The sequence below is a fragment of the Planococcus sp. CP5-4_YE genome (genome assembly GCF_019042655.1).
Taxonomy (GTDB): domain Bacteria; phylum Bacillota; class Bacilli; order Bacillales_A; family Planococcaceae; genus Planococcus.
On record NZ_JAHPZO010000018.1, the window covers coordinates 41,684 to 62,989 of the forward strand.

General features: G+C 46.3%; 24 protein-coding genes, 1 pseudogene and 1 riboswitch. Of the genes and pseudogenes, 15 read left to right on the forward strand and 10 right to left on the reverse strand.

Annotation, left to right across the window (positions count from 1 at the left end; all coding sequences use genetic code 11):
- Positions 1 to 65 precede the first annotated feature (65 nt).
- The 4 genes from KTG14_RS15590 to KTG14_RS15605 all read left to right on the forward strand — a co-directional run bounded on the left by KTG14_RS15590 (position 66) and on the right by KTG14_RS15605 (position 3,716).
- Complete coding sequence (locus KTG14_RS15590) at positions 66 to 665, forward strand: DedA family protein (RefSeq protein WP_216971757.1); 600 nt, start codon at positions 66 to 68, stop codon at positions 663 to 665.
- A gap of 75 nt (positions 666 to 740) precedes the next feature.
- A complete protein-coding gene (locus KTG14_RS15595) occupies positions 741 to 938 on the forward strand; it encodes a DUF6501 family protein (protein WP_216971758.1) in 198 nt (65 codons plus the stop codon).
- A gap of 54 nt (positions 939 to 992) precedes the next feature.
- Positions 993 to 1,850, forward strand: a complete 858-nt coding sequence (locus KTG14_RS15600) for an AAA family ATPase (protein ID WP_216971759.1) — start codon at positions 993 to 995, stop codon at positions 1,848 to 1,850.
- 9 nt (positions 1,851 to 1,859) lie between these two features.
- Positions 1,860 to 3,716, forward strand: a complete 1,857-nt coding sequence (locus KTG14_RS15605) for a vWA domain-containing protein (protein ID WP_216971760.1) — start codon at positions 1,860 to 1,862, stop codon at positions 3,714 to 3,716.
- A gap of 401 nt (positions 3,717 to 4,117) precedes the next feature.
- Here KTG14_RS15605 and KTG14_RS15610 read toward each other — a convergent pair whose 3' ends face one another.
- Together KTG14_RS15610 and KTG14_RS15615 are read right to left on the reverse strand one after the other, a co-directional pair.
- Positions 4,118 to 5,290, reverse strand: coding sequence for a toxic anion resistance protein (locus KTG14_RS15610; RefSeq protein ID WP_216971761.1), 1,173 nt, complete (start codon positions 5,288 to 5,290; stop codon positions 4,118 to 4,120).
- On the reverse strand, positions 5,265 to 5,969 hold the full coding sequence (locus KTG14_RS15615) for a 5-bromo-4-chloroindolyl phosphate hydrolysis family protein (protein WP_216971762.1): 705 nt from the start codon (positions 5,967 to 5,969) through the stop codon (positions 5,265 to 5,267). The genes KTG14_RS15610 and KTG14_RS15615 overlap by 26 nt, the downstream gene beginning before the upstream one ends.
- Before the next feature lie 413 nt (positions 5,970 to 6,382).
- Here KTG14_RS15615 and KTG14_RS15620 point away from each other — a divergent pair, with 413 nt between their 5' ends.
- The 3 genes from KTG14_RS15620 to KTG14_RS15630 all read left to right on the forward strand — a co-directional run bounded on the left by KTG14_RS15620 (position 6,383) and on the right by KTG14_RS15630 (position 7,427).
- Positions 6,383 to 6,583 carry a cold-shock protein gene (locus tag KTG14_RS15620; RefSeq protein ID WP_033541967.1) on the forward strand — a complete coding sequence of 67 codons (201 nt, stop codon included), beginning with the start codon at positions 6,383 to 6,385 and terminating at the stop codon, positions 6,581 to 6,583.
- 136 nt (positions 6,584 to 6,719) lie between these two features.
- Positions 6,720 to 6,926: a cold-shock protein gene (locus tag KTG14_RS15625; protein WP_216971763.1), complete on the forward strand. Its 207-nt coding sequence runs from the start codon at positions 6,720 to 6,722 to the stop codon at positions 6,924 to 6,926.
- A 24-nt stretch (positions 6,927 to 6,950) separates the two neighbouring features.
- Positions 6,951 to 7,427, forward strand: a complete 477-nt coding sequence (locus tag KTG14_RS15630; RefSeq protein WP_216971764.1) for a YkvA family protein — start codon at positions 6,951 to 6,953, stop codon at positions 7,425 to 7,427.
- A gap of 65 nt (positions 7,428 to 7,492) precedes the next feature.
- Here KTG14_RS15630 and KTG14_RS15635 read toward each other — a convergent pair whose 3' ends face one another.
- Both KTG14_RS15635 and KTG14_RS15640 read right to left on the reverse strand, forming a co-directional pair.
- Positions 7,493 to 9,100, reverse strand: a complete 1,608-nt coding sequence (locus KTG14_RS15635) for an ABC-F family ATP-binding cassette domain-containing protein (protein ID WP_216971765.1) — start codon at positions 9,098 to 9,100, stop codon at positions 7,493 to 7,495.
- A 106-nt stretch (positions 9,101 to 9,206) separates the two neighbouring features.
- On the reverse strand, positions 9,207 to 9,440 hold the full coding sequence (locus KTG14_RS15640; RefSeq protein WP_068462468.1) for a hypothetical protein: 234 nt from the start codon (positions 9,438 to 9,440) through the stop codon (positions 9,207 to 9,209).
- 87 nt (positions 9,441 to 9,527) lie between these two features.
- Between KTG14_RS15640 and KTG14_RS15645 the strand changes: the two genes are divergently transcribed.
- Positions 9,528 to 10,697, forward strand: a complete 1,170-nt coding sequence (locus KTG14_RS15645; RefSeq protein WP_216971766.1) for an MFS transporter — start codon at positions 9,528 to 9,530, stop codon at positions 10,695 to 10,697.
- Here KTG14_RS15645 and KTG14_RS15650 read toward each other — a convergent pair.
- Together KTG14_RS15650 and msrA are read right to left on the reverse strand one after the other, a co-directional pair.
- The gene (locus KTG14_RS15650) at positions 10,673 to 10,981 is read right to left on the reverse strand and encodes a hypothetical protein (RefSeq protein WP_216971767.1); all 309 of its coding nucleotides are present in this window, start codon (positions 10,979 to 10,981) and stop codon (positions 10,673 to 10,675) included. The genes KTG14_RS15645 and KTG14_RS15650 overlap by 25 nt on opposite strands.
- Positions 10,982 to 11,148: 167 nt before the next feature.
- The gene (msrA, locus tag KTG14_RS15655) at positions 11,149 to 11,679 is read right to left on the reverse strand and encodes a peptide-methionine (S)-S-oxide reductase MsrA (RefSeq protein WP_216971768.1); all 531 of its coding nucleotides are present in this window, start codon (positions 11,677 to 11,679) and stop codon (positions 11,149 to 11,151) included.
- Positions 11,680 to 11,913: 234 nt separating this feature from the next.
- Between msrA and KTG14_RS15660 the strand changes: the two genes are divergently transcribed.
- From KTG14_RS15660 to KTG14_RS15670, 3 genes are all read left to right on the forward strand, one after another.
- Complete coding sequence (locus KTG14_RS15660) at positions 11,914 to 12,858, forward strand: LCP family protein (RefSeq protein ID WP_216971769.1); 945 nt, start codon at positions 11,914 to 11,916, stop codon at positions 12,856 to 12,858.
- Positions 12,859 to 12,915: 57 nt separating this feature from the next.
- Complete coding sequence (locus KTG14_RS15665) at positions 12,916 to 14,106, forward strand: AI-2E family transporter (protein ID WP_216971770.1); 1,191 nt, start codon at positions 12,916 to 12,918, stop codon at positions 14,104 to 14,106.
- Between the two features lie 67 nt (positions 14,107 to 14,173).
- Positions 14,174 to 14,593: a sporulation protein gene (locus KTG14_RS15670; RefSeq protein WP_216971771.1), complete on the forward strand. Its 420-nt coding sequence runs from the start codon at positions 14,174 to 14,176 to the stop codon at positions 14,591 to 14,593.
- Between the two features lie 89 nt (positions 14,594 to 14,682).
- Here KTG14_RS15670 and KTG14_RS15675 read toward each other — a convergent pair whose 3' ends face one another.
- Genes KTG14_RS15675 through KTG14_RS15690 form a run of 4 tightly spaced genes read right to left on the reverse strand, consistent with a single transcriptional unit; the run spans position 14,683 to position 18,012 of the window.
- Positions 14,683 to 15,432: an energy-coupling factor transporter transmembrane component T family protein gene (locus KTG14_RS15675; protein ID WP_216971772.1), complete on the reverse strand. Its 750-nt coding sequence runs from the start codon at positions 15,430 to 15,432 to the stop codon at positions 14,683 to 14,685.
- On the reverse strand, positions 15,413 to 16,849 hold the full coding sequence (locus KTG14_RS15680; protein ID WP_374939906.1) for an ABC transporter ATP-binding protein: 1,437 nt from the start codon (positions 16,847 to 16,849) through the stop codon (positions 15,413 to 15,415). Before KTG14_RS15680 ends, KTG14_RS15675 begins: the two co-directional genes overlap by 20 nt.
- Positions 16,836 to 17,417, reverse strand: coding sequence for an ECF transporter S component (locus tag KTG14_RS15685; RefSeq protein ID WP_216971774.1), 582 nt, complete (start codon positions 17,415 to 17,417; stop codon positions 16,836 to 16,838). Before KTG14_RS15685 ends, KTG14_RS15680 begins: the two co-directional genes overlap by 14 nt.
- A complete protein-coding gene (locus KTG14_RS15690) occupies positions 17,410 to 18,012 on the reverse strand; it encodes a YkoF family thiamine/hydroxymethylpyrimidine-binding protein (protein ID WP_216971775.1) in 603 nt (200 codons plus the stop codon). The genes KTG14_RS15685 and KTG14_RS15690 overlap by 8 nt, the downstream gene beginning before the upstream one ends.
- Positions 18,013 to 18,089: 77 nt before the next feature.
- Positions 18,090 to 18,194, reverse strand: a riboswitch (TPP riboswitch).
- Between the two features lie 182 nt (positions 18,195 to 18,376).
- On the opposite strand from KTG14_RS15690, the gene KTG14_RS15695 reads away from it, so the two are divergent.
- The 4 genes and pseudogenes from KTG14_RS15695 to KTG14_RS15710 form a co-directional block, all read left to right on the forward strand.
- Positions 18,377 to 18,589: a hypothetical protein gene (locus tag KTG14_RS15695; protein ID WP_216971776.1), complete on the forward strand. Its 213-nt coding sequence runs from the start codon at positions 18,377 to 18,379 to the stop codon at positions 18,587 to 18,589.
- Between the two features lie 277 nt (positions 18,590 to 18,866).
- Positions 18,867 to 19,115, forward strand: coding sequence for a hypothetical protein (locus tag KTG14_RS15700; protein ID WP_216971777.1), 249 nt, complete (start codon positions 18,867 to 18,869; stop codon positions 19,113 to 19,115).
- A complete protein-coding gene (locus KTG14_RS15705) occupies positions 19,093 to 21,036 on the forward strand; it encodes an insertion element protein (protein ID WP_254178205.1) in 1,944 nt (647 codons plus the stop codon). Before KTG14_RS15700 ends, KTG14_RS15705 begins: the two co-directional genes overlap by 23 nt.
- Positions 21,037 to 21,149: 113 nt before the next feature.
- Positions 21,150 to 21,306, forward strand: a pseudogene (locus KTG14_RS15710) (IS21 family transposase); the annotation flags it as partial.

The following is a 21,306-nucleotide window of genomic DNA, read 5'->3' on the forward strand; positions in this document are numbered from 1 at the left end:
AGGCAGCTCCATTGCGGGGCTGCCTTTTATTATGGGATAATGTGGCATAGAGACGGGGGATTTGGATGGAGCTGGATTTTTTATGGGAAATGGCGATGGAATACGGCTATTTGAGTATGTTCTTGGTGAATTGGCTATTGCTGTTTGGCCTGCCGATCCCCAATGAATTTGCTGCAGCGTTTTCAGGCGTCGTGACAGAAACGAGCGACTTCAAACCGCTTCCTGCCTTTTTGTCAGCTTACAGCGGGCTGATTACGAGCAATTTATTCGCCTATGGGCTAGGGTGGCTGTTCGGTCATCGCTTGATCGGTTGGCTTCAGACGACGTTTCTGCAAAGCGGCATTGAACGGTTCCGGCAGTTTTTGTCCCATAAAGGCAATTGGGCAATCGCATTCAGTTTTTTCCTTCCCGGCGTGCGCTGGGCGATGCCTTACGTTGTAGGCGCAGACCGCTTTCCGCTTGGGCGCTATTTGCTGTTCGCGATGCCTGCCGGATTTGTCTGGACATTCGCCTATTTCACATTGGGCCGTAGTTTTCCATATGCCTATGAAGCGATTCTCGGGCATCTGCAATGGTTTTTAATCGTTTTATCGAGTATGGCGGTCATTGGGTTGATAGTGTATCTGGCCGTCGGGCGAAAAGGCGGCAAGGGAGGACAAGTTTGAATTCCCAAGCAATTTTCCTTATACTGAATAAAGTAGCAGAATATTAATTTACACAGACAGAAAAGGATGATCGAGATGATACATACCAATTGGCTGGAAAAAGAAACCGTTCGTACCGTTACGTGCAAACACACCGATGCCGACAAGTTCTTAGTGTCGAATGTACTAACAGCAGGACAGCAATACGACGTAAAAAATGAAACGGATGAATTTTTGTTTGTAGTCGACAACACAGGGAAAATCGGAGGCTATTACAAAACTTATTTCGAGTGATGAACAAAACCGATGAATCCATCGGTTTTTTCTATGGAGACAGGAGTGAGGCAAATGACGATTATTGATGAAGAAATCAAAAAACGGACGCAGCGGGACCACGCAGAAGTTTCGAACTTGATAGGGGAAGGCGGTTATATCTCGCCTGATGAAAATTTATGGAACGATATCCTGACAGCAGTCGTGCTGAAAAAGCCGGTGCTATTGAAAGGGCCGACGGGAGCCGGGAAAACGAAACTCGCCGAAAGCATTTCCGGGCTGTTCGGGCAACCGATTCAAAGCATCAACTGTTCTGTCGATTTGGATGCGGAAGCCTTGCTCGGCTTTAAGACGCTGGTGCAGCGCGACGGCCAAAGCGCGATCGAATTCGTGGAAGGCCCTGTTGTAACCGCTATGAAACAAGGCCACATCCTATACATCGATGAGATTAATATGGCGAAAGCCGAAACCTTGCCAATTCTTCACAGTGCACTCGACTACCGAAGAATGATGACCAACCCATTCACGGGCGAAGTGATTGAGGCGCACCCTGATTTTTCAGTGGTGGCAGCCATCAACGAAGGCTATATCGGCACTTCGCCAATGAACGAAGCGCTGAAAAACCGATTTATTTCCTATCCGGTCCCTTATTTGTCCGGAGAACAGTTGCGAGGCCTATGGGACAGGGAATTTCCGGATGCCGACCCGAAACTGAAAAATTTCATGTTAAATTTGGCGTCGGATTTGATGAAGCAAGTAGAGACGGGCCTCATGTCGGAAGAAGCGGCTTCGATCCGCAGTTTATTGGATGCGACGGCACTCGCTCTGCATATCGATCCGCTGCGTGCTGTCCGCTACGCTATAGCGGAGAAACTGGACGACGAAAGTGAGCGGGAGCTGCTGATGGATTTGGCAAATACGTGGCGAAAGTAGGGGAGCAGGATGACTTCAATCAATCGCTTTATCCAATTTAATAACGAAACGGTTGATACAAGGCTCCTTAACCGGATGGAACAGCTTGCAAGAGCACTATCATCCGCCCCTTATCTTCGGCTGACAACACGAAAGCTATGGGAATTCAGGCCATCTGAAGGCGCGGTTTCCATGAGTGTGTTTTGGCGCCATCGGCCAAAAGAAATCGAGCAGGCTGGGTACCTTTCGGATATTTATTTGGTAAGTGCTGGTTTTTGGAGCCATTTCAGCATGGGTTCTTGGCGTCGTTTCGAACAATCAGAGACGAGTTTACCGGAACTGGCAGTGCAATTGCTCTTGATGGCGGAAGAATTCCGTTTGAGTGACCGCATCGTATCGGAACGTCCGGGAACGAAGCATGCATTTGAAGTCAGGGAGAAAATTGTCTCCGGTTTTCATGCCGATCAGCTGGAACAGAACCGCAAGAAAGGTTTTTGGGCCGACGCTTTCTTAAATGCAGCCTATTTAAAATTACGTGGCAAAGATGTTTCGTTAAGTGATGAACTGGATCCGTTATTTTTGACGTGGACGGAATTATTCAGTTCCAATTCCACTGAAGATTCAGCACATATCATCCTCAAGGTGTTGCCGAGGCTGGAATATTTACTGGAGTCAGATGTCCTCCATACGTATTATACGTTCGGAGAACCGGCTGAAAAAACACCACCTCCAAGGTATCATGAAGGCATTGAAGCAGAGCAATCCGAAGAGGAAGAAGAAATCGAAACGATTGAAGAATGGTTTCAATCGTGGCATCGCGAAACTGAATTGAACGATGCGGCAGCTCTGGAATATGAACTCGAACGCGGCGATTCAAAGCTTGCTGATGGCGGCAGGGAAGAAGACGGTGCCGGGGAAGTCGAACAAACTGGAACGGGAGAGTCCCAAGGCGAACACCGTGAAGACAATCTGGCTGATGAACAGAGGAAAGATGAAAAGAAACCGAAAAAAGCAAACGGCCGTTTCGGCTCTGCGAATGATGGTGTGGTCTATTATGAATCACGCATCGAAGCTCTGCCCTACGACCGCCAGCAGCTGCAGCATTGGCGTAGTGAACAAGCACCATTTGTGCGCGCATTGCTGAAGGAAATGCAAAAACGCATGCAGCAGCGCATTGAAAGTGAACGGACGAATTTGCATGCCGGCCGTTTGTCGAAAAATCTATTGCCGCTCCTTACCGATGAACGGCCAAAGCCTTTCTACCGGAAAACCGCACCATCGAAACAATTGGATGCGGTGTTCAGTTTGATGATTGACGGATCCGCTTCGATGATCGACAAGCTTGACGAAACGAAGCAGGCGGTGCTGTTGTTCCACGATGTGCTCAGGGCTCTTAAAATTCCGCATGAAATTGCTGTTTTTTACGAAGATGCCTATGAGGCAGGGGATGATCAACAGCCCAATTATTTTGAATGGATGCACAAATTCACTGACGGCACAGCTGATCATGCAGCGGAGATCCTTTCGCTAGATGCCCATGAAGACAACCGCGATGGGTTTGCGATTCGCTGGATGGCCGAACGCCTGAAACAGCGGCCGGAGAAGCATCGCTTTATGCTGGTCTTTTCGGATGGTGAGCCCTCTGCCTACAATTATGCGGATAATGGCATTATCGATACCGCTCAAGCTGTATCGGAAACCGAAAAGATGGGCATTGAAGTGATGCACTTGTTCTTGAGTGGAGAATCGACAAGCGAGGAACAAGCTGCATTCTACCGGATGCTTTATGGCAATAAATCGGTCAGTGCCGATTCACTGGAGCAATTTGTCGAGCACACGTTGCGCTTATTGAAACGCACCTTGCATTTGGTCGTTCAGGCTTTGTAATGGACAATCTAAAAACCCCTTCGCAAAAAAATGCGAAGGGGTTTTTTCAGGCTGTCGAGAAACTCAGGAAACCGTATTTTTCGAAGCTTATCGTTCGCTTTCCGTGGGGCGGGAATCGAGCCTCCTCGACCGTTGCCGCAGTCTCCTGGGTCTCTCAAACCCGTCGCTTCGCTGCTCCTACAGGAAAGATAAGGTCGAAATACGTGTGAACTTATCTTTGCGAAGTAATGCGCAGCATTATTGAACAGAAGGTTTTACGAACGAACGCTTCTCCAAATACTTAGATAGTACATTGATTTTTGAATGTAGAAATGGTGATTTCCTTTTTAGTTCATGGCGGATTATAGACTTCTTCAACACTCTGTAAAACCCCCTTCGCAAAAAATGCGAAGGGGGTTTTGTCAGTTCTTTTCCTGGCCATCGTGGATGGCGAGCAGGCGTTGTTTCAAATCTTCTTCCATGCGGCCGATTTCAAGTTCTGCCGCTTTACGGTTGCGGCGGCCTTCTGCCTGGATTTTTAAGGTTTCTTCAATCGTTTCAAGCAAATTTTCCTGCGTTTGCTTCAAGGTCTCGATCTCGACAATGCCGCGTTCGTTTTCACGTGCGGTTTCGATTGAGTTCATCTTGAGCATTTCCGAGTTTTTCAATAGCAGGTCGTTCGTGGTCGCGGTCACTTGTTTTTGCGCTTCCACCGCTTTCATTTGTTTGTTTAAGGTCAGTGCGATGGCGATCTGGTTTTTCCATAGCGGAATGGACGTCATGATCGATGATTGGATTTTTTCTGCGAGCGTTTGGTTGGTTTGTTGGATCATGCGGATTTGCGGCGCGCTTTGGATGGTGATTTGGCGCGACAGTTGCAGGTCATACAGGCGTTTTTCCAAGCGGTCGACATACTGAACCATATCGTTTACTTCCTGATAGGCCATCTGGTCGTTAGAAGCTTCGGCTTTTTTGCGCAAGGCGGGTATTGTTTCATTCATGATTTCATCCCGCTTGATTTCCGCTGCTGCGATGTAGACGTTCAAGGCCTGGAAGTAGGTCTTGTTCTGGTCGTATAATTGCTCCAGCATCTGGACATCATCCAACAATCCGCGTTTTGAATGGTCTAGCTGGACGCTGATGCGGTCGACTTGTGTGCTTAACTTTTGGTATTTGCTCATCATTTCCTGCACTGAATACTTCGCGCGGTTAAATACTTTGCGCAGCCCTTTTTGCTTTTTCTGCGTCAGTTCTTCCGGATTTAGCTGTTCGAGCTTTTTCATGAGGTCATGGAGCACATCACCGACAGGGCCGATGTCTTTTCGCTGGACATGATCGAGCATTTTATGCGAAAACTGGCTCAACTGGTTTTGGGCATTGGCGCCGTATGTGAGGATAGCTTCACGGTTGCCAGTCGGAATCTGTTTGGCCAATTCGCGTGCTTTCTCCTGTTCTTCGGCACTCAGGCGCTCGAGCAGTGCAACAGGCTGTCCTTCCGTCTGCGCCAATTGCGTTTGCTGGGATGATGTTCCCTCCATGCCAAACGGGGTCCCAAGAAGCTCATCCAACTCATTTCTCGTCTGATTGTTGGTCATTTTCCATGTCTCCTTTATGTTCGATTTGCTGTTGCTGATCGATTGTTCTCGTATTGTGCTGGTCAACAGTGAGGCGCGCATAATCGAGTTCCATCCGCAATTGCTCCACGTCCATTGACAGCACGCGCTTCAGGTCAGCTTCCATTACTTGCTGCAATGAACGCAGCATTTCACGAGTTTCCTGGAGCGCAATGCGCATCTCCATGTCTTTGACCGGTTGCCCGACCAATAATGTATATTTGGCGGTCAATTCGATGGCAGAATCCAGGTGCGAATAGAAGAACGGTTCTGCCAAGTAGAATTTACGCGGGTTTTGCTGGACGATTGCCAGGATCTTAGTGGCGATTTTGACCATATCCATCAATTGCTTAAATGATGAAATGGACCGCACTTTATAGTATTGGCTTTGCAAGGTTTTAATTTTTTCTTTGCCTTCCTTGATTTGCACGCGGATATTCCGGTATTCGCTTCTGGTCATGCCGAGCTGTTTGGAATCGCTCGACAGCTGATATTGCTTCATCGATGTATTGCTGGCAAAATAAGTGCCGGCTGCAACAGCACCTGAAGCAAGCAGCCCGATTTCCGCTCCTAAATAGAGAATCGGGAACATAGCGGACACGAGAGGGAGGCTGACCGATTGTCTTTTGATGAAGTTTTCGATCGGCTTAATGGGTTTCATGCTTTAACCTCCTTAACGGCTACTAAACTATACGTGTGGCGCAGGAAAAAGTTTCATGGTGCGCGTCTCTATCCCTTATTTTACGTGAACGGGAGAGCCAATACAAACTTCAGGACCGCTAGCGGGCTGACACATTAACGCTTTACAAATTCCCATAAATTTGGCATAATACTTATAAGGATTTATTAGAGAGTTAAAAAAAGTTTGGAAAACATTCAGAAAGTTTTTAGATTTGTTTGACTTTTATAGTCAATTTGATATAATTAAGGTAATTCAACATACGAACTTCCGCAACAGCTATTCACATATTCCCAAAAGTGATCAGCAAGTGTCGGTACTTTTGGGAATATGTGAATTTTTTTATGAAAGTTCGCATATTGAAAAATTTTGTTTACCACAGGAGGTAATTTAACATGCAAGAAGGTACAGTAAAATGGTTTAACTCAGAAAAAGGTTTTGGCTTCATCGAAGTTGAAGGCGGCGACGACGTATTCGTACACTTCTCAGCGATTCAAGGCGAAGGCTTTAAAACGCTTGACGAAGGACAGCGCGTAGAATTTGAAGTAGAGGAAGGCAACCGCGGACCTCAAGCTACTAACGTAACTAAACTTTAATTCTCCCATCCAAGAACTGCCATTACGGCAGTTCTTTTTTGATGGGTTTTTTCTTATAGTTACCATTGTTTAATATTCCCGCTTATTTGGGTATATCTAAAGTAGATTGCCAAGAATACTGGAGGGGGATTTATCCATGCAGGGAAAAGTGAAAGAGTTTAATGACGATAAAGGATTCGGCTATATCGAAGGCGATACGGGCGAACTGTTCTATTTCGAAACGATCAACATTAATGAAGAGGGCTTCCGCCGCTTCGTGCCAAACCAGCATGTTGAATTTACTATTTATGACGGGGCTCCCGATAAAGAACGGGTAGCGACCAATGTCACATTAGTCTTCTAATTGCCGGATGAAAGGGGAACGCATATGGAGAACGAATATTTGAAAAAGCCATTGCCAAGTGAAGAAAAACAGCGTGATTTCTATCAAAAGCTGCGTTTCAGGGTGCATAATTGGCTCGAGGGCAAATCGTCAAAACTGGATTCCGCAGGCCAGTTTGTCTTATTTGCACCGGACCTTTTCCACTTATTAACCCGTTTGCTACTTGATAGCCGCATCGATAAAAAGAGCAAAGCTTACGTTGGGGCTGGCGTGCTGTATTTCATGGCGCCAATCGATTTTCTTCCGGAAATTCTAGTCGGGCCCGCCGGATTCATGGACGATGTCATCGTCGCAGTCTACGTCATCAACACGGTCTTGAACCGCTTCCCGAAAGAAGTTGTGACAGAACATTGGGCAGGAGACGAAGATCTGTTGAAAGTGCTCAGCAAACTGGCGAGTTCCGGAGACCGATGGGCAGCAAAATTACCGGCTGGAAAAGCCGTGAAACGCTTCCTGAAATAAATTCAAAGCATATAAAAACCCCTCAGAAATTTGATATTTCTGAGGGGTTTTCGTGTGGCAAAAAATTATTTGGCGATGCCTTGTGTTTCTTTCCATTCTAAGAATTCATCGTAGGTCAATTGCTTATCGAGAATCGAGCCATCTTCCTGAATTTCGATGACACGGTTGGCAACGGTCTGGATAAACTGATGGTCATGGGAAGTGAAGACCATGGCGCCTTTAAAGGCGATCATGCCATTGTTCAAGGCTTGGATCGATTCGAGGTCCAAGTGGTTGGTCGGTTCGTCCAATAGCAGCACGTTGGCATGCGACAGCATCATTTTCGATAGCATGCAGCGTACTTTTTCACCACCAGATAAAACAGAAGGTTTCTTTTTCACTTCTTCACCGGAGAACAGCATTCTGCCGAGGAATCCACGAAGGAAAGTTTCGCTTTCATCTTCTGGAGAGTACTGGCGAAGCCAATCCACCAAAGAAGTCTCGCTGCCTTCGAAGTATTCAGTATTGTCGATCGGCAAATAGGCACGTGAAGTCGTAACACCCCAACGGGCTGAACCTGAAGCCGGTTCGTCTTCTTCAGCAAGTACACGAAGGAGCGCAGATTTCGCCAATGGGTCACCCATCAAAACGATCTTGTCATCTTTATTCATATTAAAGCTGATGTTGTTCAATAATTGATTGCCATCAACGGTTTGGCTTAAGTCTTTCACTGTCAATACATCATTGCCGATTTCACGGCCGATGGTGAAGTTGACAAACGGATATTTACGGGAAGATGGACGGATATCGTCCAACTCGATTTTATCGAGCATTTTCTTCCGTGAAGTCGCTTGCTTCGATTTCGAGGCATTGGCGGAGAAGCGGGCTATAAAGGCTTGAAGCTCTTTGATCTTTTCTTCTTTTTTCGAATTCTGATCAGATGCCAAACGCGTAGCCAACTGGCTGGACTCATACCAGAAGTCGTAGTTTCCGACATATAGCTGAATTTTTCCAAAATCGAGATCGGCGATATGCGTACAAACTTTGTTCAGGAAGTGGCGGTCATGCGAAACAACGATAACGGTATTGTCAAAGTTGATCAAAAATTCTTCCAGCCATTGGATGGCTTTCAAGTCCAAGTGGTTGGTCGGCTCATCCAATAGAAGAACATCGGGTTTGCCGAATAGAGCTTGTGCCAAAAGCACTTTAACTTTATCGGATCCGGATAGTTCTGACATTTTCTTGTCGTGAAGAGCCTCAGTAATACCAAGTCCTTGCAACAGGATGGCAGCCTCCGATTCGGCTTCCCAACCGTTTAGTTCCGCGAATTCGCCTTCGAGTTCCGCAGCACGCATGCCGTCCTCATCAGAGAAATCTTCTTTCATATAAATGGCATTCTTCTCAGACATGACTTCGTAAAGTTTTTTATGGCCCATGATGACGGTCTCAAGAACCGCATGCTCCTCATATTCAAAATGGTTCTGCTTCAATACGGCGAGGCGTTCGCCAGAGCCCATGGAAACATTTCCGGATTGTGCTTCAAGTTCACCAGCAAGAATCTTGATGAATGTCGATTTGCCGGCACCGTTAGCACCGATTAAGCCGTAGCAATTGCCGGGGTTGAACTGGATGTTGACATCTTCAAATAATTTGCGGTCGCCAAAACGCAAGGATACATCGTTTACTGCTATCATTATTATTCGTCCTCCTAAAATTCACAATATGAATAGTATAACACGAATACACCCTAAACCGGTAGCGTTCAAAGCCTGCGTCAGCTAAACTAATAGAGGACAAGCGTTACCGGCTTTTTCGCTGCAGGTAAGCATCCAATTGGCCGAATTCTTTGTTCAGAAGATACTCCATCTGTACATACTCACGCCTGCCCGGTATATGTTCTGGCGTCAGGCCTTTCATCGAATAAATAAAGTAATATCCGCCGATTTGGCGGAATAGCACAACTACATGCGGAAATTCATCAAAAGTGGCTTTGATATTATATCGTTTTGCGTAGCTCCAATTTATGAGCTTCATCCAGCAACCCGCCTTTCGAGTCTTATTTTAAGGCAAACGGCGTCAGGAACACAAGTTTGGGATGCGGGATAAGGAGAGAGGGAAAGTATGAGAAAAGCAGGGGAAAAATCAGCTTTGACCGGCGTCATTTTTGCCATTCTATTAGTGGCGCTCAATTTACGGCCGGCCATTTCTTCGATCGGCCCGATGCTTGAGCCGATTCGCACAGATTTGTCGCTGACGAATGGTCAAGTCAGTTTATTGACCGCCGTTCCCGTGCTGTGCATGGGGGTGTTTGCACCGTTTGCGATTATTTTCAACCGCCGCTTCGGCTTGAAGCGTTCCATTGGTTTTTTACTGGCCGTTATCGGCGTGTTTACTTTGGGGCGCGGCTTTTGGCCGAGTTATTTCAATTTATTGCTCAGTTCATTTTTCATCGGCATAGCGATTGCCATCATTGGGCCGATGCTATCTGCGATGATTAAACGGGATTTCCCAACGCGAACTGCTTCTTTAATCGGCGTCTATTCGTTCGGCATGGGGCTCGGTGCGACACTCGCCGCTGGATTGACGAGTGTCGTCTATGCAGCTTCCGGGTGGTCGACGGGCCTTGCAGTTTGGTCGGCCTTAGCACTCGCTGCCCTCATCGTATGGCTGAGAATGCCAGAGTCGCCTTCACAAGGTGAAGCCGTGGCGGACAAACCGCTGATTAGCAGCAGCCCTTGGAAAGATTTAAAAGCATGGTATATGCTGTTGTTCTTTGGCTTCCAATCGGCTTTCTTTTTTTCAATGTTGACATGGCTGGCGCCTATCGCGATCGACAAAGGCTTGAGTGTGCTGTCGGCAGGAGCAGTCGTCACCGTCATGACGGCGGTGCAGATTGTCTGCAATATTTCAATCCCAATGCTATTCAGCCGTTATCCGAACCGCTTTCTATGGGTGTTGGCTATATTGGCGTTCGGCACTGCCGGCATCCTATTGTTGATGTTTGCCGGAACGTGGGCGGTGTGGGTTGCCGCCGCTTTGATAGGTGTTGCGCTCGGGGGCTTGTTTCCGATCGCGTTGCTGTTGCCGCTCGATGCAACAGAGTCTGCAGACGAAGCAAATAGCTGGGCTGCGATGACCCAATCCGGCGGCTATTTGATTTCGGCATTCATGCCGTTTATCATCGGAGTGGTTTATGACCAGACTGGCAACCATGATATTACTTTATGGATGTTCTTGGCATTTGTCTTGTTGATGATTCTTTTTGCTTATTTGCTCCATCGAAAATCTTGACGGTGTTGTTTAAGACACGGCGCAAGGGCCATCCAGGAGAAGTAAAGCGATAGGAGCGGAAACAGGATCGCCCATGAAACAATCATCATGGAAGGAATATCCGCTTCCGGCAGTATAGTTGAAAAATACCAGTAATTCAGTTCGAGCGATGCTATAAGCGTGATGAGCGGTCCGATGAAAATCCTGCTCGCCAGTATCGCCGCTGCAACGCCTAGTGAAATAACAAATGGTGGAAAAAGGATTAATTGCACGAAAAAGATATCCAATGTGCTGAGCCATTGCATAATAATGCCTCCTGTTTAGCGCATTTTGCGAGAAGACTCGAGTATACTGATTTTAAACTAAAAGAATAGCATGTCAATTGAAAAGTGTGTGAAAAAGTTTAACATTGATCAATGGGCAATAGAGTCGCTCTTTTTGCAGGTTTTCAGCTATAGAAAAAGCCGGCGCATTAAGCGTCGGCTTTCTTCCACGCACTATCCAAAAACTCATCGCGCCCGGACTCGGCACGATCTTGTGCGTAATGATCTGGATTTTTCAAGTAGAAATCCTGGTGGTAATCTTCAGCCGGATAGAAAGGCTTGGCATCTTGGATCTCGGTGATGACCGGTTTATCGAAGCGGCCGCTTTCAGCGAGTTGTTTTTTGGAAGCAAGCGCCAACTTCCGCTGCTCTTCATTATGCACAAAGATCGCAGGGCGATAGGAAGCACCACGGTCCTGGAATTGCCCGTCGTTATCGGTCGGGTCGATTTGCTGCCAAAAGATATCCAGCAATTGTTCGTATGGGAAGACTGCTGGATTAAACGTGATTTCAACCGCTTCCAGATGACCGGAATGTCCACCTTTTACTTGTTCATAGGACGGATTCGCCAAATGGCCTCCAGTGTATCCGGAAATCACAGACTCAATTCCATCGAATTGATCGAATGGCTTGACCATGCACCAAAAACAGCCGCCAGCGAATGTTGCTTTTTCTAACATTGGATTGCCTCCTTCTATTATATAGGCCATCATCTTTACTTTTATATAAAGGTGTCCTCGGTTTTGGACAGGTGCCTCAACGTCTCCATAGCGGCACAATGGCGTATCTGAGAATAAGAAGAATTTTACCACTCCGGTAAGGCACAGACAATAAAAACGTATTATGCAAGGAAACCTCCATCTGTTCATATGCGTCTAAACAAATGGTACAGCTCAGAAAGGAATGTAATCATCATGGAAGAACAATACGAAACAAGAAAGACCAGAAAACGCAGACGATTCCGCCCGAGCGGCAAGCTTTTCTTATTATTGATCATTTTATTGCTCGGGGCCGGAATTTACTTTTTCATCCAATATCAACAAGGCCAGGACATAGCTGGCGAAACCGAAATCGAACCGGAACCCTTTGCAGGAGATGAAGACAATAGCGGATACCAAAATATCCTCGTGCTCGGAGTGGATTCGCGCGGGGAAGCTCAATCCCGTACGGATACGATGATGATGGTGACCCACGACCGTGAAAACAATGAAGTGAAGATCACGTCGTTTATGCGTGATATTTATGCAGATATTCCTGGTTATCAATCCTATAAATTGAACACGGCCTATTATTTGGGAGGCGTCGATTTATTAGCATCGACTTTGCGTGAAATGTTTGGTGTTGAAATCCACAATTACGCACTTGTCGACTTTAAGAGCTTTGAAACGCTTGTCGATATCGCAGCGCCGAGTGGTGTCGAAATCGATGTAGAAAAGGAAATGTCCGAGAAAATCGGCGTAACTTTGTCTCCGGGTGTCCAGAATTTGAATGGCCAGGAGTTGCTGGGCTACGCGCGTTTCCGTTCAGATAATGAAGGCGACTTTGGCCGTGTACGCCGCCAGCAGCAAGTAATCGCCGCATTGAAGGATGAATTGATCAGCGTATCGTCTATCCCGAAACTGCCGAAACTGGCTGGAGCGGCTCAAGGCTACGTGCAGACCGATATGCCTTTGGTCGACCAGATCAAACTGGCGACACAGCTTGGAACCGGTGGCGGCGGTGAGATCGAACGCTTGACGATTCCGATAGAAGGCGGGTACAGCTATGCGAATTACCCACAGGCCGGCTCGGTTCTTGAAATTGATATACAACAAAATCGCCGTGCGCTGGAAGAATTTTTGTCCCAGCCACTCAACTAATTTTTCAGATAATATGGTAAACTACAGGTAGAAGCCTATAAAAAGAAGGGGATTACCATGCCGCCAGATGACAATAGACCGCCGTTTTTCGCTACCAACTATATCCGCTTCCTGGGCGGGAGGAATACACTCTTTACCCTATTGATCTTGATTTTAATTGGGCTTGTCGTGTTCATCTTCAGGGAAGTGTCGTTCATCTTCAATCCGCTCAATGTATTCATGAAAACGGTCGTCTTGCCGGTCGTCTTGGCGCTTATTTTTTACTATTTGCTGCGGCCGGTGTTGCGTCTATTGGAACGCTTCAAAATCCCGAGAATCTGGGGCATCCTCATTATTTTCCTTGGGGGCATTGGGCTCTTGACTTTATTGAGCGTCCTGGTGTTTCCTTTTTTGAGAGGCGAGTTCCAGAACTTGGTGGAGGAGTTTCCGGATTATTTCATGCGTTTGATGAACAACACCGACCAATTCTTGAGAAATTCCATTTTCGGTAATTATTACAGGGATTCAAATTTCAATATTGAAGCATTGATGACCACATTGCCATCAGGCATCGCCGATACGCTTCAGTCGACTGTGACGGGAATCATTACGCGCGTCACCAGCTGGATTTCGACTATTACCGGCGTCATACTGTCGATTGTCATCGTGCCGTTCATCCTGTTTTATTTATTGAAAGACGGCGATAAGCTTCCGGGCTATTTCCTGAAGTTGCTGCCGCCAAGGTTTCGAGACGATACAAGAGAAGTTTTAAAGGATGCTGACAAGCAATTGGGTGCTTATATCCAAGGACAGCTCATCGTCGCTTTCTGTATTGGCGTAATGGTCTATATCGGCTTCTTGATCATTGGTATGGATTATGCGCTGCTGCTCGGCGCACTGGCGATGGTGACTAGCATCGTGCCGTATATCGGTCCAGCTATCGCGATCACGCCCGCTGCCATTATCGCACTCGTCACTTCACCGTTCATGCTTGTGAAACTGGCGATTGTGTGGACTGTCGTGCAGCTGGTGGAAGGCAATTTGATTTCGCCGCAAGTAATGGGCAAGACAATGTATATCCACCCTGTCACGATTATTTTCGTCTTGTTGACGGCCGGCTCTTTGTTTGGCGTGGTGGGGGTCATTTTAGGGATTCCGATGTACGCGTTGCTGCGGGTTATCGTCAGCCATCTGTACAAGCTGTTCAAACGGCGTTATAACCGTTACGAAACAAACTTGGATAACCAATACGACTACACCGAGCTTTAAGCGTGCTGTTTATAAGGAGCAAGAAAGTGGTATAGAGAACTATCAAAATTTGGGGGTATAGATTTTTATGAAATTCAAAGACTTTTTATCTTCGATCGGCATCGGTTCGGTCAAAGTGGACACTGTAGTGGAGAGGCCGCATCTTGAAGAAGGTGAAACCTTGAACGGTACGGTGTACTTGGACGGTGGAAGCGGCGATCAGGAAATCGATTATATCGAACTGCAAGTAATTCGCTTAGTGGAAGATTACCGGGAAGACAGTGATTTCGATTTTTATGAAACGCCCGTTGCCAAGCAGAGCTTAGAATTTGCGGGATCCGTAAAATCGAAAAATACCGTCATGCAGCAATTTGAGATTGTGCCTGACGAGCGGTGGGAGCTGGAGAACGTCAATGCTAAATTGATTTTGAGAACCATTGTCCATGTCAAAAATGGCGTTGATGTGCAAGATGAAGATGAAATTACTTACGGTAAAATCGACAGCTAATATCAATGTGTAGAGAAAATGCGATAATTTTATTATGTTAACCAAAACCCCACCACCACAATGACATGCATTGCGGTGGCGGGGTTTTATTATGCCCAAAATACTGCGCTGCCACTTACGCTCAGCACTAATGAAAACAAGCTGAACAGCACGAAATCCTTCCGGGTAAGTTTGACTTCTGTATAATGCGTTCTCGCTTCGCCTGTAAATGCCCGCGCCTCCATCGCGAAAGCGGCTCGCTCGGCTTTTCTGACAGCACCGGCAAGCAAAGGAATGAGTAAACGGCGGAGTGCTGTTATTCGCTTGAATGCGGACGGGCTCGAACCTGGCCCCCTTATGCGATGAGCCTGCTGGAGCTGCTCGAATTCCGTTTTAAGGACGGGAAGGAATTGATAGCTGATCAGTACACTAAAAGCGAGTTTCGGAGAAAGCTTCCATTGCTGCATCAAACTCTGGATAAAACGGACCGGGTCAGTCGTGAAGGCAAATAATAAGGAAATGCTTGAAAACGCCAATACGCGCAATGACAGAGACCAGGCTAGTTCCCATTGTTGTGTGGTGATGTCGAGCTTTCCGATTGTCCATAATACAAGCCCATCGCCAGGCTCGCCGAAAACCAAGGTCGTCCAGAAATAACCGAAGGCACCAATTAAAAATGGCAGCATGGCAAGTGACCAGAGTTTCCAGTTGGTTTGGCTAAACAGCAACTGAAGCAAGACAACGCCCGCAAAAAACAATAGAGGGGTCCACGGGTTAAAGAAAAATGCCAATGTTAATATGCACACCGTGACAGCCAAAAACTTTATACAGGGATTCATTTCATGCAAAAGCCGGCGCATGATAGCCCCCCTTTTTCGACGCGTGCAAACGGTATTCCGCCAACAGCGCCGAGTTTGAAAAAAGTTCCTCGGGCTGAAAGGGAAGGGACAATCGGCCGTCTTTCATTAAATGGATGGTGTCTGCAATATGCCATGCAAAGTTCATATCATGAGTGACGACGACCAATGCGCAGCCGTCTTGTGCACGACTGGTGAGTTGGCGATGAAGCTCCGTCAATGCCTTTAGGTCTTGTCCAGCGGTCGGTTCATCCAGCAAGAGCACTTGACGCTCGTCAGCGAGCATCGCGCCGATGGCCACACGGCGCTTTTGGCCGAGGCTTACGGAAAATGGATGGGCATGAGCGATTGACTCCAAATCCAGTGCCGTCATTAAATAATGCAGCTTTTCGGTAGAAGAGTTTCCGGAATACGCCAATTCTCCCTCTACACTCTTCGACAGAAACAATTGCTCGGGGGACTGAGGCACAAACCCGGCACGCATTCCAGAGATCGTTCCGGCATCAATTTTCAAGATGCCGCATAGCGCTTTCAGTAAGGTCGATTTGCCGCTTCCATTTGGCCCAGCAATGACTGTGATTTCACCAGAGAGTAGCTGGAGACGAATATTTTGAAGGATCGATTTCGAAGCATAGGAGACACAAACATCCGATGCCTCGAACAATACTTCTTGGCGGATGGCTGATGTCCGTTCTGGCAATATAGGAGCGTCTCTTTCTGTGAACAACTGGTCTTTTCGGATGGTGCCATTTTCCGAAAGGGCGATTTCCCGGTCGAAAAATGAACCCCACAATTCCAGTTTGTGTTCGACAGCGATGACCGCTATGCCACTTTCCTGCTGGAGATGATCCAACCAAGAGACAAATTCTTTTGCCGTCAACGGGTCAAGATGAGCAAGCGGTTCGTCGAGCAATAGACATTCTGGCTCCATGATCAGTGCACAGGCTGTGGCGATGCGCTGTTTCATCCCGCCCGAGAAGCTCTGAATGACTCCGTGACGCAGGTCCTCGAGGCCTGTCAAATGCAAGATTCGGTCGATGCGTTGTGGCATTTCTTGCCGGGGCACTTGAAGGTTCTCCAAGGTAAAAGCGAGTTCTTCTTCAACCGTCGGCATGCAAAATTGGCTATCGGGATCTTGAAACACCGTTGCCACTTTCCGGTTGACTTCACCGGGGGCATATTCCTGTGCCAAACGCCCGAAGATCCGGACAGATCCCGACACCTCGCCATCGCAATTATGCGGGTACAACCGGTTTAGCACATAAAGAAGTGTAGACTTTCCGCAACCGCTGGGCCCTGTAATAACCAGTCGCTCTGTTGGATGGATTACGAGCGTGATATGGCGCAAGGTCGGCTCTACCAAGTCCGGGAAGCGAAGGCTGAAACCGTCCACTTGAAAAATTGGATTAAGCACGGACATCACTCTTTTCCGCTTTCGCGATGGCATAGCCTCGGAGTGAGCCGGTTGCAAGCAGTGAGTCGGCGATGTATTTGCCGCCAATTCCTGCGATAATCGCCCCGCTCAACACGCGCAGCGTAAACATCAAAGCGACAAAAGAAGGATCGAGGGCGGCATAACCCGATAGAAAATAGCCGTAAACAAAACTAAAAATACCAGCGCCGGCTCCTGCAAGCATTAAAATAGCTAAATGAAAATGACGATAGCGGGTAAGCGCGAATGCTGCTTCTGCACCGAGCCCTTGAATAATGCCCGACAAGATGAGCCTTGGCCCAATAGCATTGCCGAGCATCACTTCAATGGCAGCCGCCAAGGTTTCAGGCAATAAAGCGGCGCCGGGTTTTCGAATGATGTACATCGAAATGATGGAGACAATGAACCAGATACCAAACATCCACTCATAAGCGAGCGGCCCGATAATGCCTGCCCATAAATTGCCGATATGTAGAAACAGCAAGTAGACGATGCCGAAGACGACGCCAAACAAAGACATCAAGACAATTTCTTTTAGTTTCCAGCCTTTAAGCATGTGGATCACCTGTGGTGTGGGAAGGACTGTTAATGCTCATGGAGACGGTCATCACGAGGTGCGGGTATTGATCAGAACGTGCTTCTGAAAAACTCGCTTCGTAAAAAGAAAAGACCTCATGAATGTCCCCGTGGATGCCGCTCGCGTAATGCATGGAATCGTTCCATACGCCAAATTCTTTGGCACGTTCTACTTCGCGGTAAATGACTGCCATATAGTCGGGATTGTTCATCGGATATAGAGCAAATTGAGACGACACGTATTGCTCGGTGCTGTCTTGGTTCACGGGTTCATCTGGTGCTTCTAAATACACATCACCCGCCGTATCACCTGGACATCCGGCTGAAAAAGTGCCGGACAAGGCAATGTGTTCGCCTGTCTTCGCGGCGTGGAGCGCCAATGCCTTTGCAACATTGAAAACATGCTGTTGTTTGCCGCGGATGACCGTCGAGACATCATCGGTCTGCATCCAAACGTGGGACGTGTCGGTTTCTTTTAACGCCCCTTTAATAATGCTGATGAAATGGCCGCTCATCGGATGCAAGGAAAAGCGAAATCCGACGATTGGGCTGGTGCCGCATGAATGTGGTTCCATATGGAATCCCTCCTAAAAATATGCACAAAAAAGCCGCATCCGTGAAGATGCAGCCACTATTCCATACGTAGTCATGTCGGAAAGTCACCGCACTTCCTCACGCAGGTCCTAACCTGATCGAGTCATAAGGGATCGGAGCAATAGCTCTCATCTCAGCAAAATATGCACCCCCAGTGCAGAAAAACGGTATGCGGTTTTTGGTGTCGGGTTTTCCCGATGGCTAAAGTGTAAGGCAAACCTTTCACCAAGTAAAGCGATTCTGAAAAATTCATTACAAACAAGAAAATCGCCATGGATGTGAATACGTGCTAAAAAATCGGGTAAACCTATAACAGATAAGCATTTGAGGAGGAATCCAATAACTATGGAATCAACAAAAAAATTTCGCGTCGTCTATCATTTCGGTGCAGGCGTCGAAGCAGTCAGCACAGTCGAAGCCGATACCCCGAAACAAGCAGTGAGCGGATTGGATGCGGACGATTTCCGTGAATTCATCGGCGACCATAACACGTATTACCAATTTAAGATGGAAGAAGTCAAAATGGTCAGCGTCACTGAAGTAACAGACCACCAGTAATCGAACCGAGAAAACCCCCTGCCTATGAAAAGTAACCCGTTCAGTTGAGAGACGCAAAAAAACAATTAAAGCATCAATTAGACCGTTAATTCGCACCTGAATTAGCGGTCTTTTAAATGCCGTCATATCAAGGTTTACTCACAAATCGCACTTGTTTTAACAATTGAATTGACAGAACTTTCAACTGGCATACAATAATTATTGTAAGGTGCCAAAACCCTTGCTAAAACGACTGCTAATTCAGTTGTTAATTCTATTTGAAAAGGAGATGGGAAGTATGCGATTCATCCAACCAAAAAAGCAGAATCTACAAAAGGTGAACTGGGCATTACCAGACAAAACAATCGCGATTGTGAAGCATTATGCCGAGTACACAGGTTATTCGGAAGAAGAAGTTTTATCTGCGTTTCTTGAAAACATCTTAGACGATTCACAATTTATCACGTATGTAGAAAACAAACGCAACAATAAACGGATTCTCAAGGATTTGGAGTTGATCTCTGATGATTTACAAACGCCTTCTTGAATACGAAGAAAAAGTGATTAAACTAATCGACCCTGTAACACCTACGGAACTAAACGACCGAACAAATGATTACGATTCTCTTCCACCATCTAAGTTTGCTTTTAAACGCGCAAAAGATGCTTTCAGACCGATTAGATTCCAATGGAACGGACAACTATACGAAATTCAATACAACACCTGCGGTAATCCACTTTGTAAGAATCACGGATTGTCTCAAGAGAGGTTTAATATCAAATTCAAACCAAGCAGATTTAAACTTGATGATAGGGGCGAAGGGAAAAGAGTTTTTTGCAATCCCGACAGAGTGGAGCCTGACAGCCCACCAACTTGCGGCTCTAGAACAACGACTGTTTCCAATTGGTCTTTGGCAGAAGAAATCGAACGGTTAATCCGAATTAACTCACTCACACCGATTGAACAAGAATACAACTTCCACAAAACTTCTTGCGCGACGGAAACCCACACACCTAAGACAAACCCCAAGTCATTCTATAAGCGTGGAACGAACGCTGCCAAAGCCGAACAGTTCCAATGCAAAGAATGTAAAAAATACACCAACGTCTCCCCAAACAAAACGAGAAACTTGACTTACAACCAGAAACGGAACGAAATCTTGCAGATGTTCGCAAAATTACTGATTAACAAAACGCCAATCAACCGAACGTGTGAGATTTTGGATATCGGTAAAGGTACGTATTATCAAAAACTGGAATGGCTTTATCGTTGTTGTTTGGAATTTCTTGAAACAAGAGAAACCAAGCCTTTGGCAGAGAAGCAATTTCCAGAGATGTGGATCACGACGGATAAGCTTCATTATGTATTGAACAACGTTTTGAAGAAAGGCAGAGGAAAGAATCGCGGTGTTTTAATCGAAGACAAGCAATTGCCGACTTATATGGTGGCATCTGCGGATAAGAGAAGCCGTTATGTGTTCCGTTCGGATATATGCTTCGATTGGGAAAAGAGTTTAGACGAAATTTCAGATGATACAAAGCATTTCAAGGAAGATCATTTACATTCATTTTCACGAAAGAACGAACGCTTTGGAATATATAGCACTGCACCTTGTCCTCCTTCGAAGTTTGATACACAATCAATGGCAGAGTATCATCGCGATTTGAATAAGTTCGACAAGAGAAGACATTATGTCGAAGGTCTACACGTAGGTCAGGTATATACTTCGATGGCTCATTTTTGGTTATTAAAAAACAGCTTATCAGTTGACCGTTGGCGATTTGTCAGCGATGATGACGGCTCGTTAAAAGCTTCGATTTCCCGTATCTTCAGCGATAAAATCCGAACAGGTTACGCCCACCATTTCCTTTGCCTAACAGACAAAACATTGACGCGCAAACAAGCAAAAAGTGAGTTTATTGAATCGGTTAAGGAATTGAGAAAATGGGCAAAAGCGAAAGGTTTAAAATATGACAGCTTAAGCGAAATCGCCTTATGGCAACTCCAAGAGACGATGGTTGTTCATAAATTCCACGAAAAGGACGTTGCACCAAATGGTGAGATCTACTACACACAAGGGAAGAATCGGTTGAAGCATCCAATCCCTACAAGCGACCGTGGACACAGGCTGCTAGATGTATTGACCGATACGCACCATCTGACGAATAATCAACTCGCTATTTTGCTGGAGCAAGTGAATGATAATGCCATTAACAACTTCTTTCAGATTGTTAGACGCAGATTATCCATACTTGAAAGACCTTTGGTTACGGCCCGTGGTGATGGAAAGAGTTATATTTATTCCAACTTCAATCCGAAGTATTCACAGATGGCGACTACGATTCTTCGCACATACTACAACTTCTGTATGCCATTTAAAGCAAATGATACAGAATTAACACCCGCCCAAAGACTTGGCATTGCCAATCGCGTGTATACCTGGGAAGACATTATCTATAAACGTTAAAACTCCGATAGCTTAACCAAATTAGAAATGATAGCTTAACTATGTACTAAAATGATTGCCTAAGCATGTACAATTTTGATGTGCATCGGCATACTAATCTAGAGGTGATTAGTATGTACATACAGCTAGCGATTGAAACGGAATTTGAAGTGAAGAAGTTGAGTGACTTGCCGAAATTTAAAACCCTAATGGAGAATTTAAAAATGAAAATAAACAAAAGTGAATTAGCGAGAAAGCTTGGCGTGGACCGCCGGCGTCAGATGTGCATAA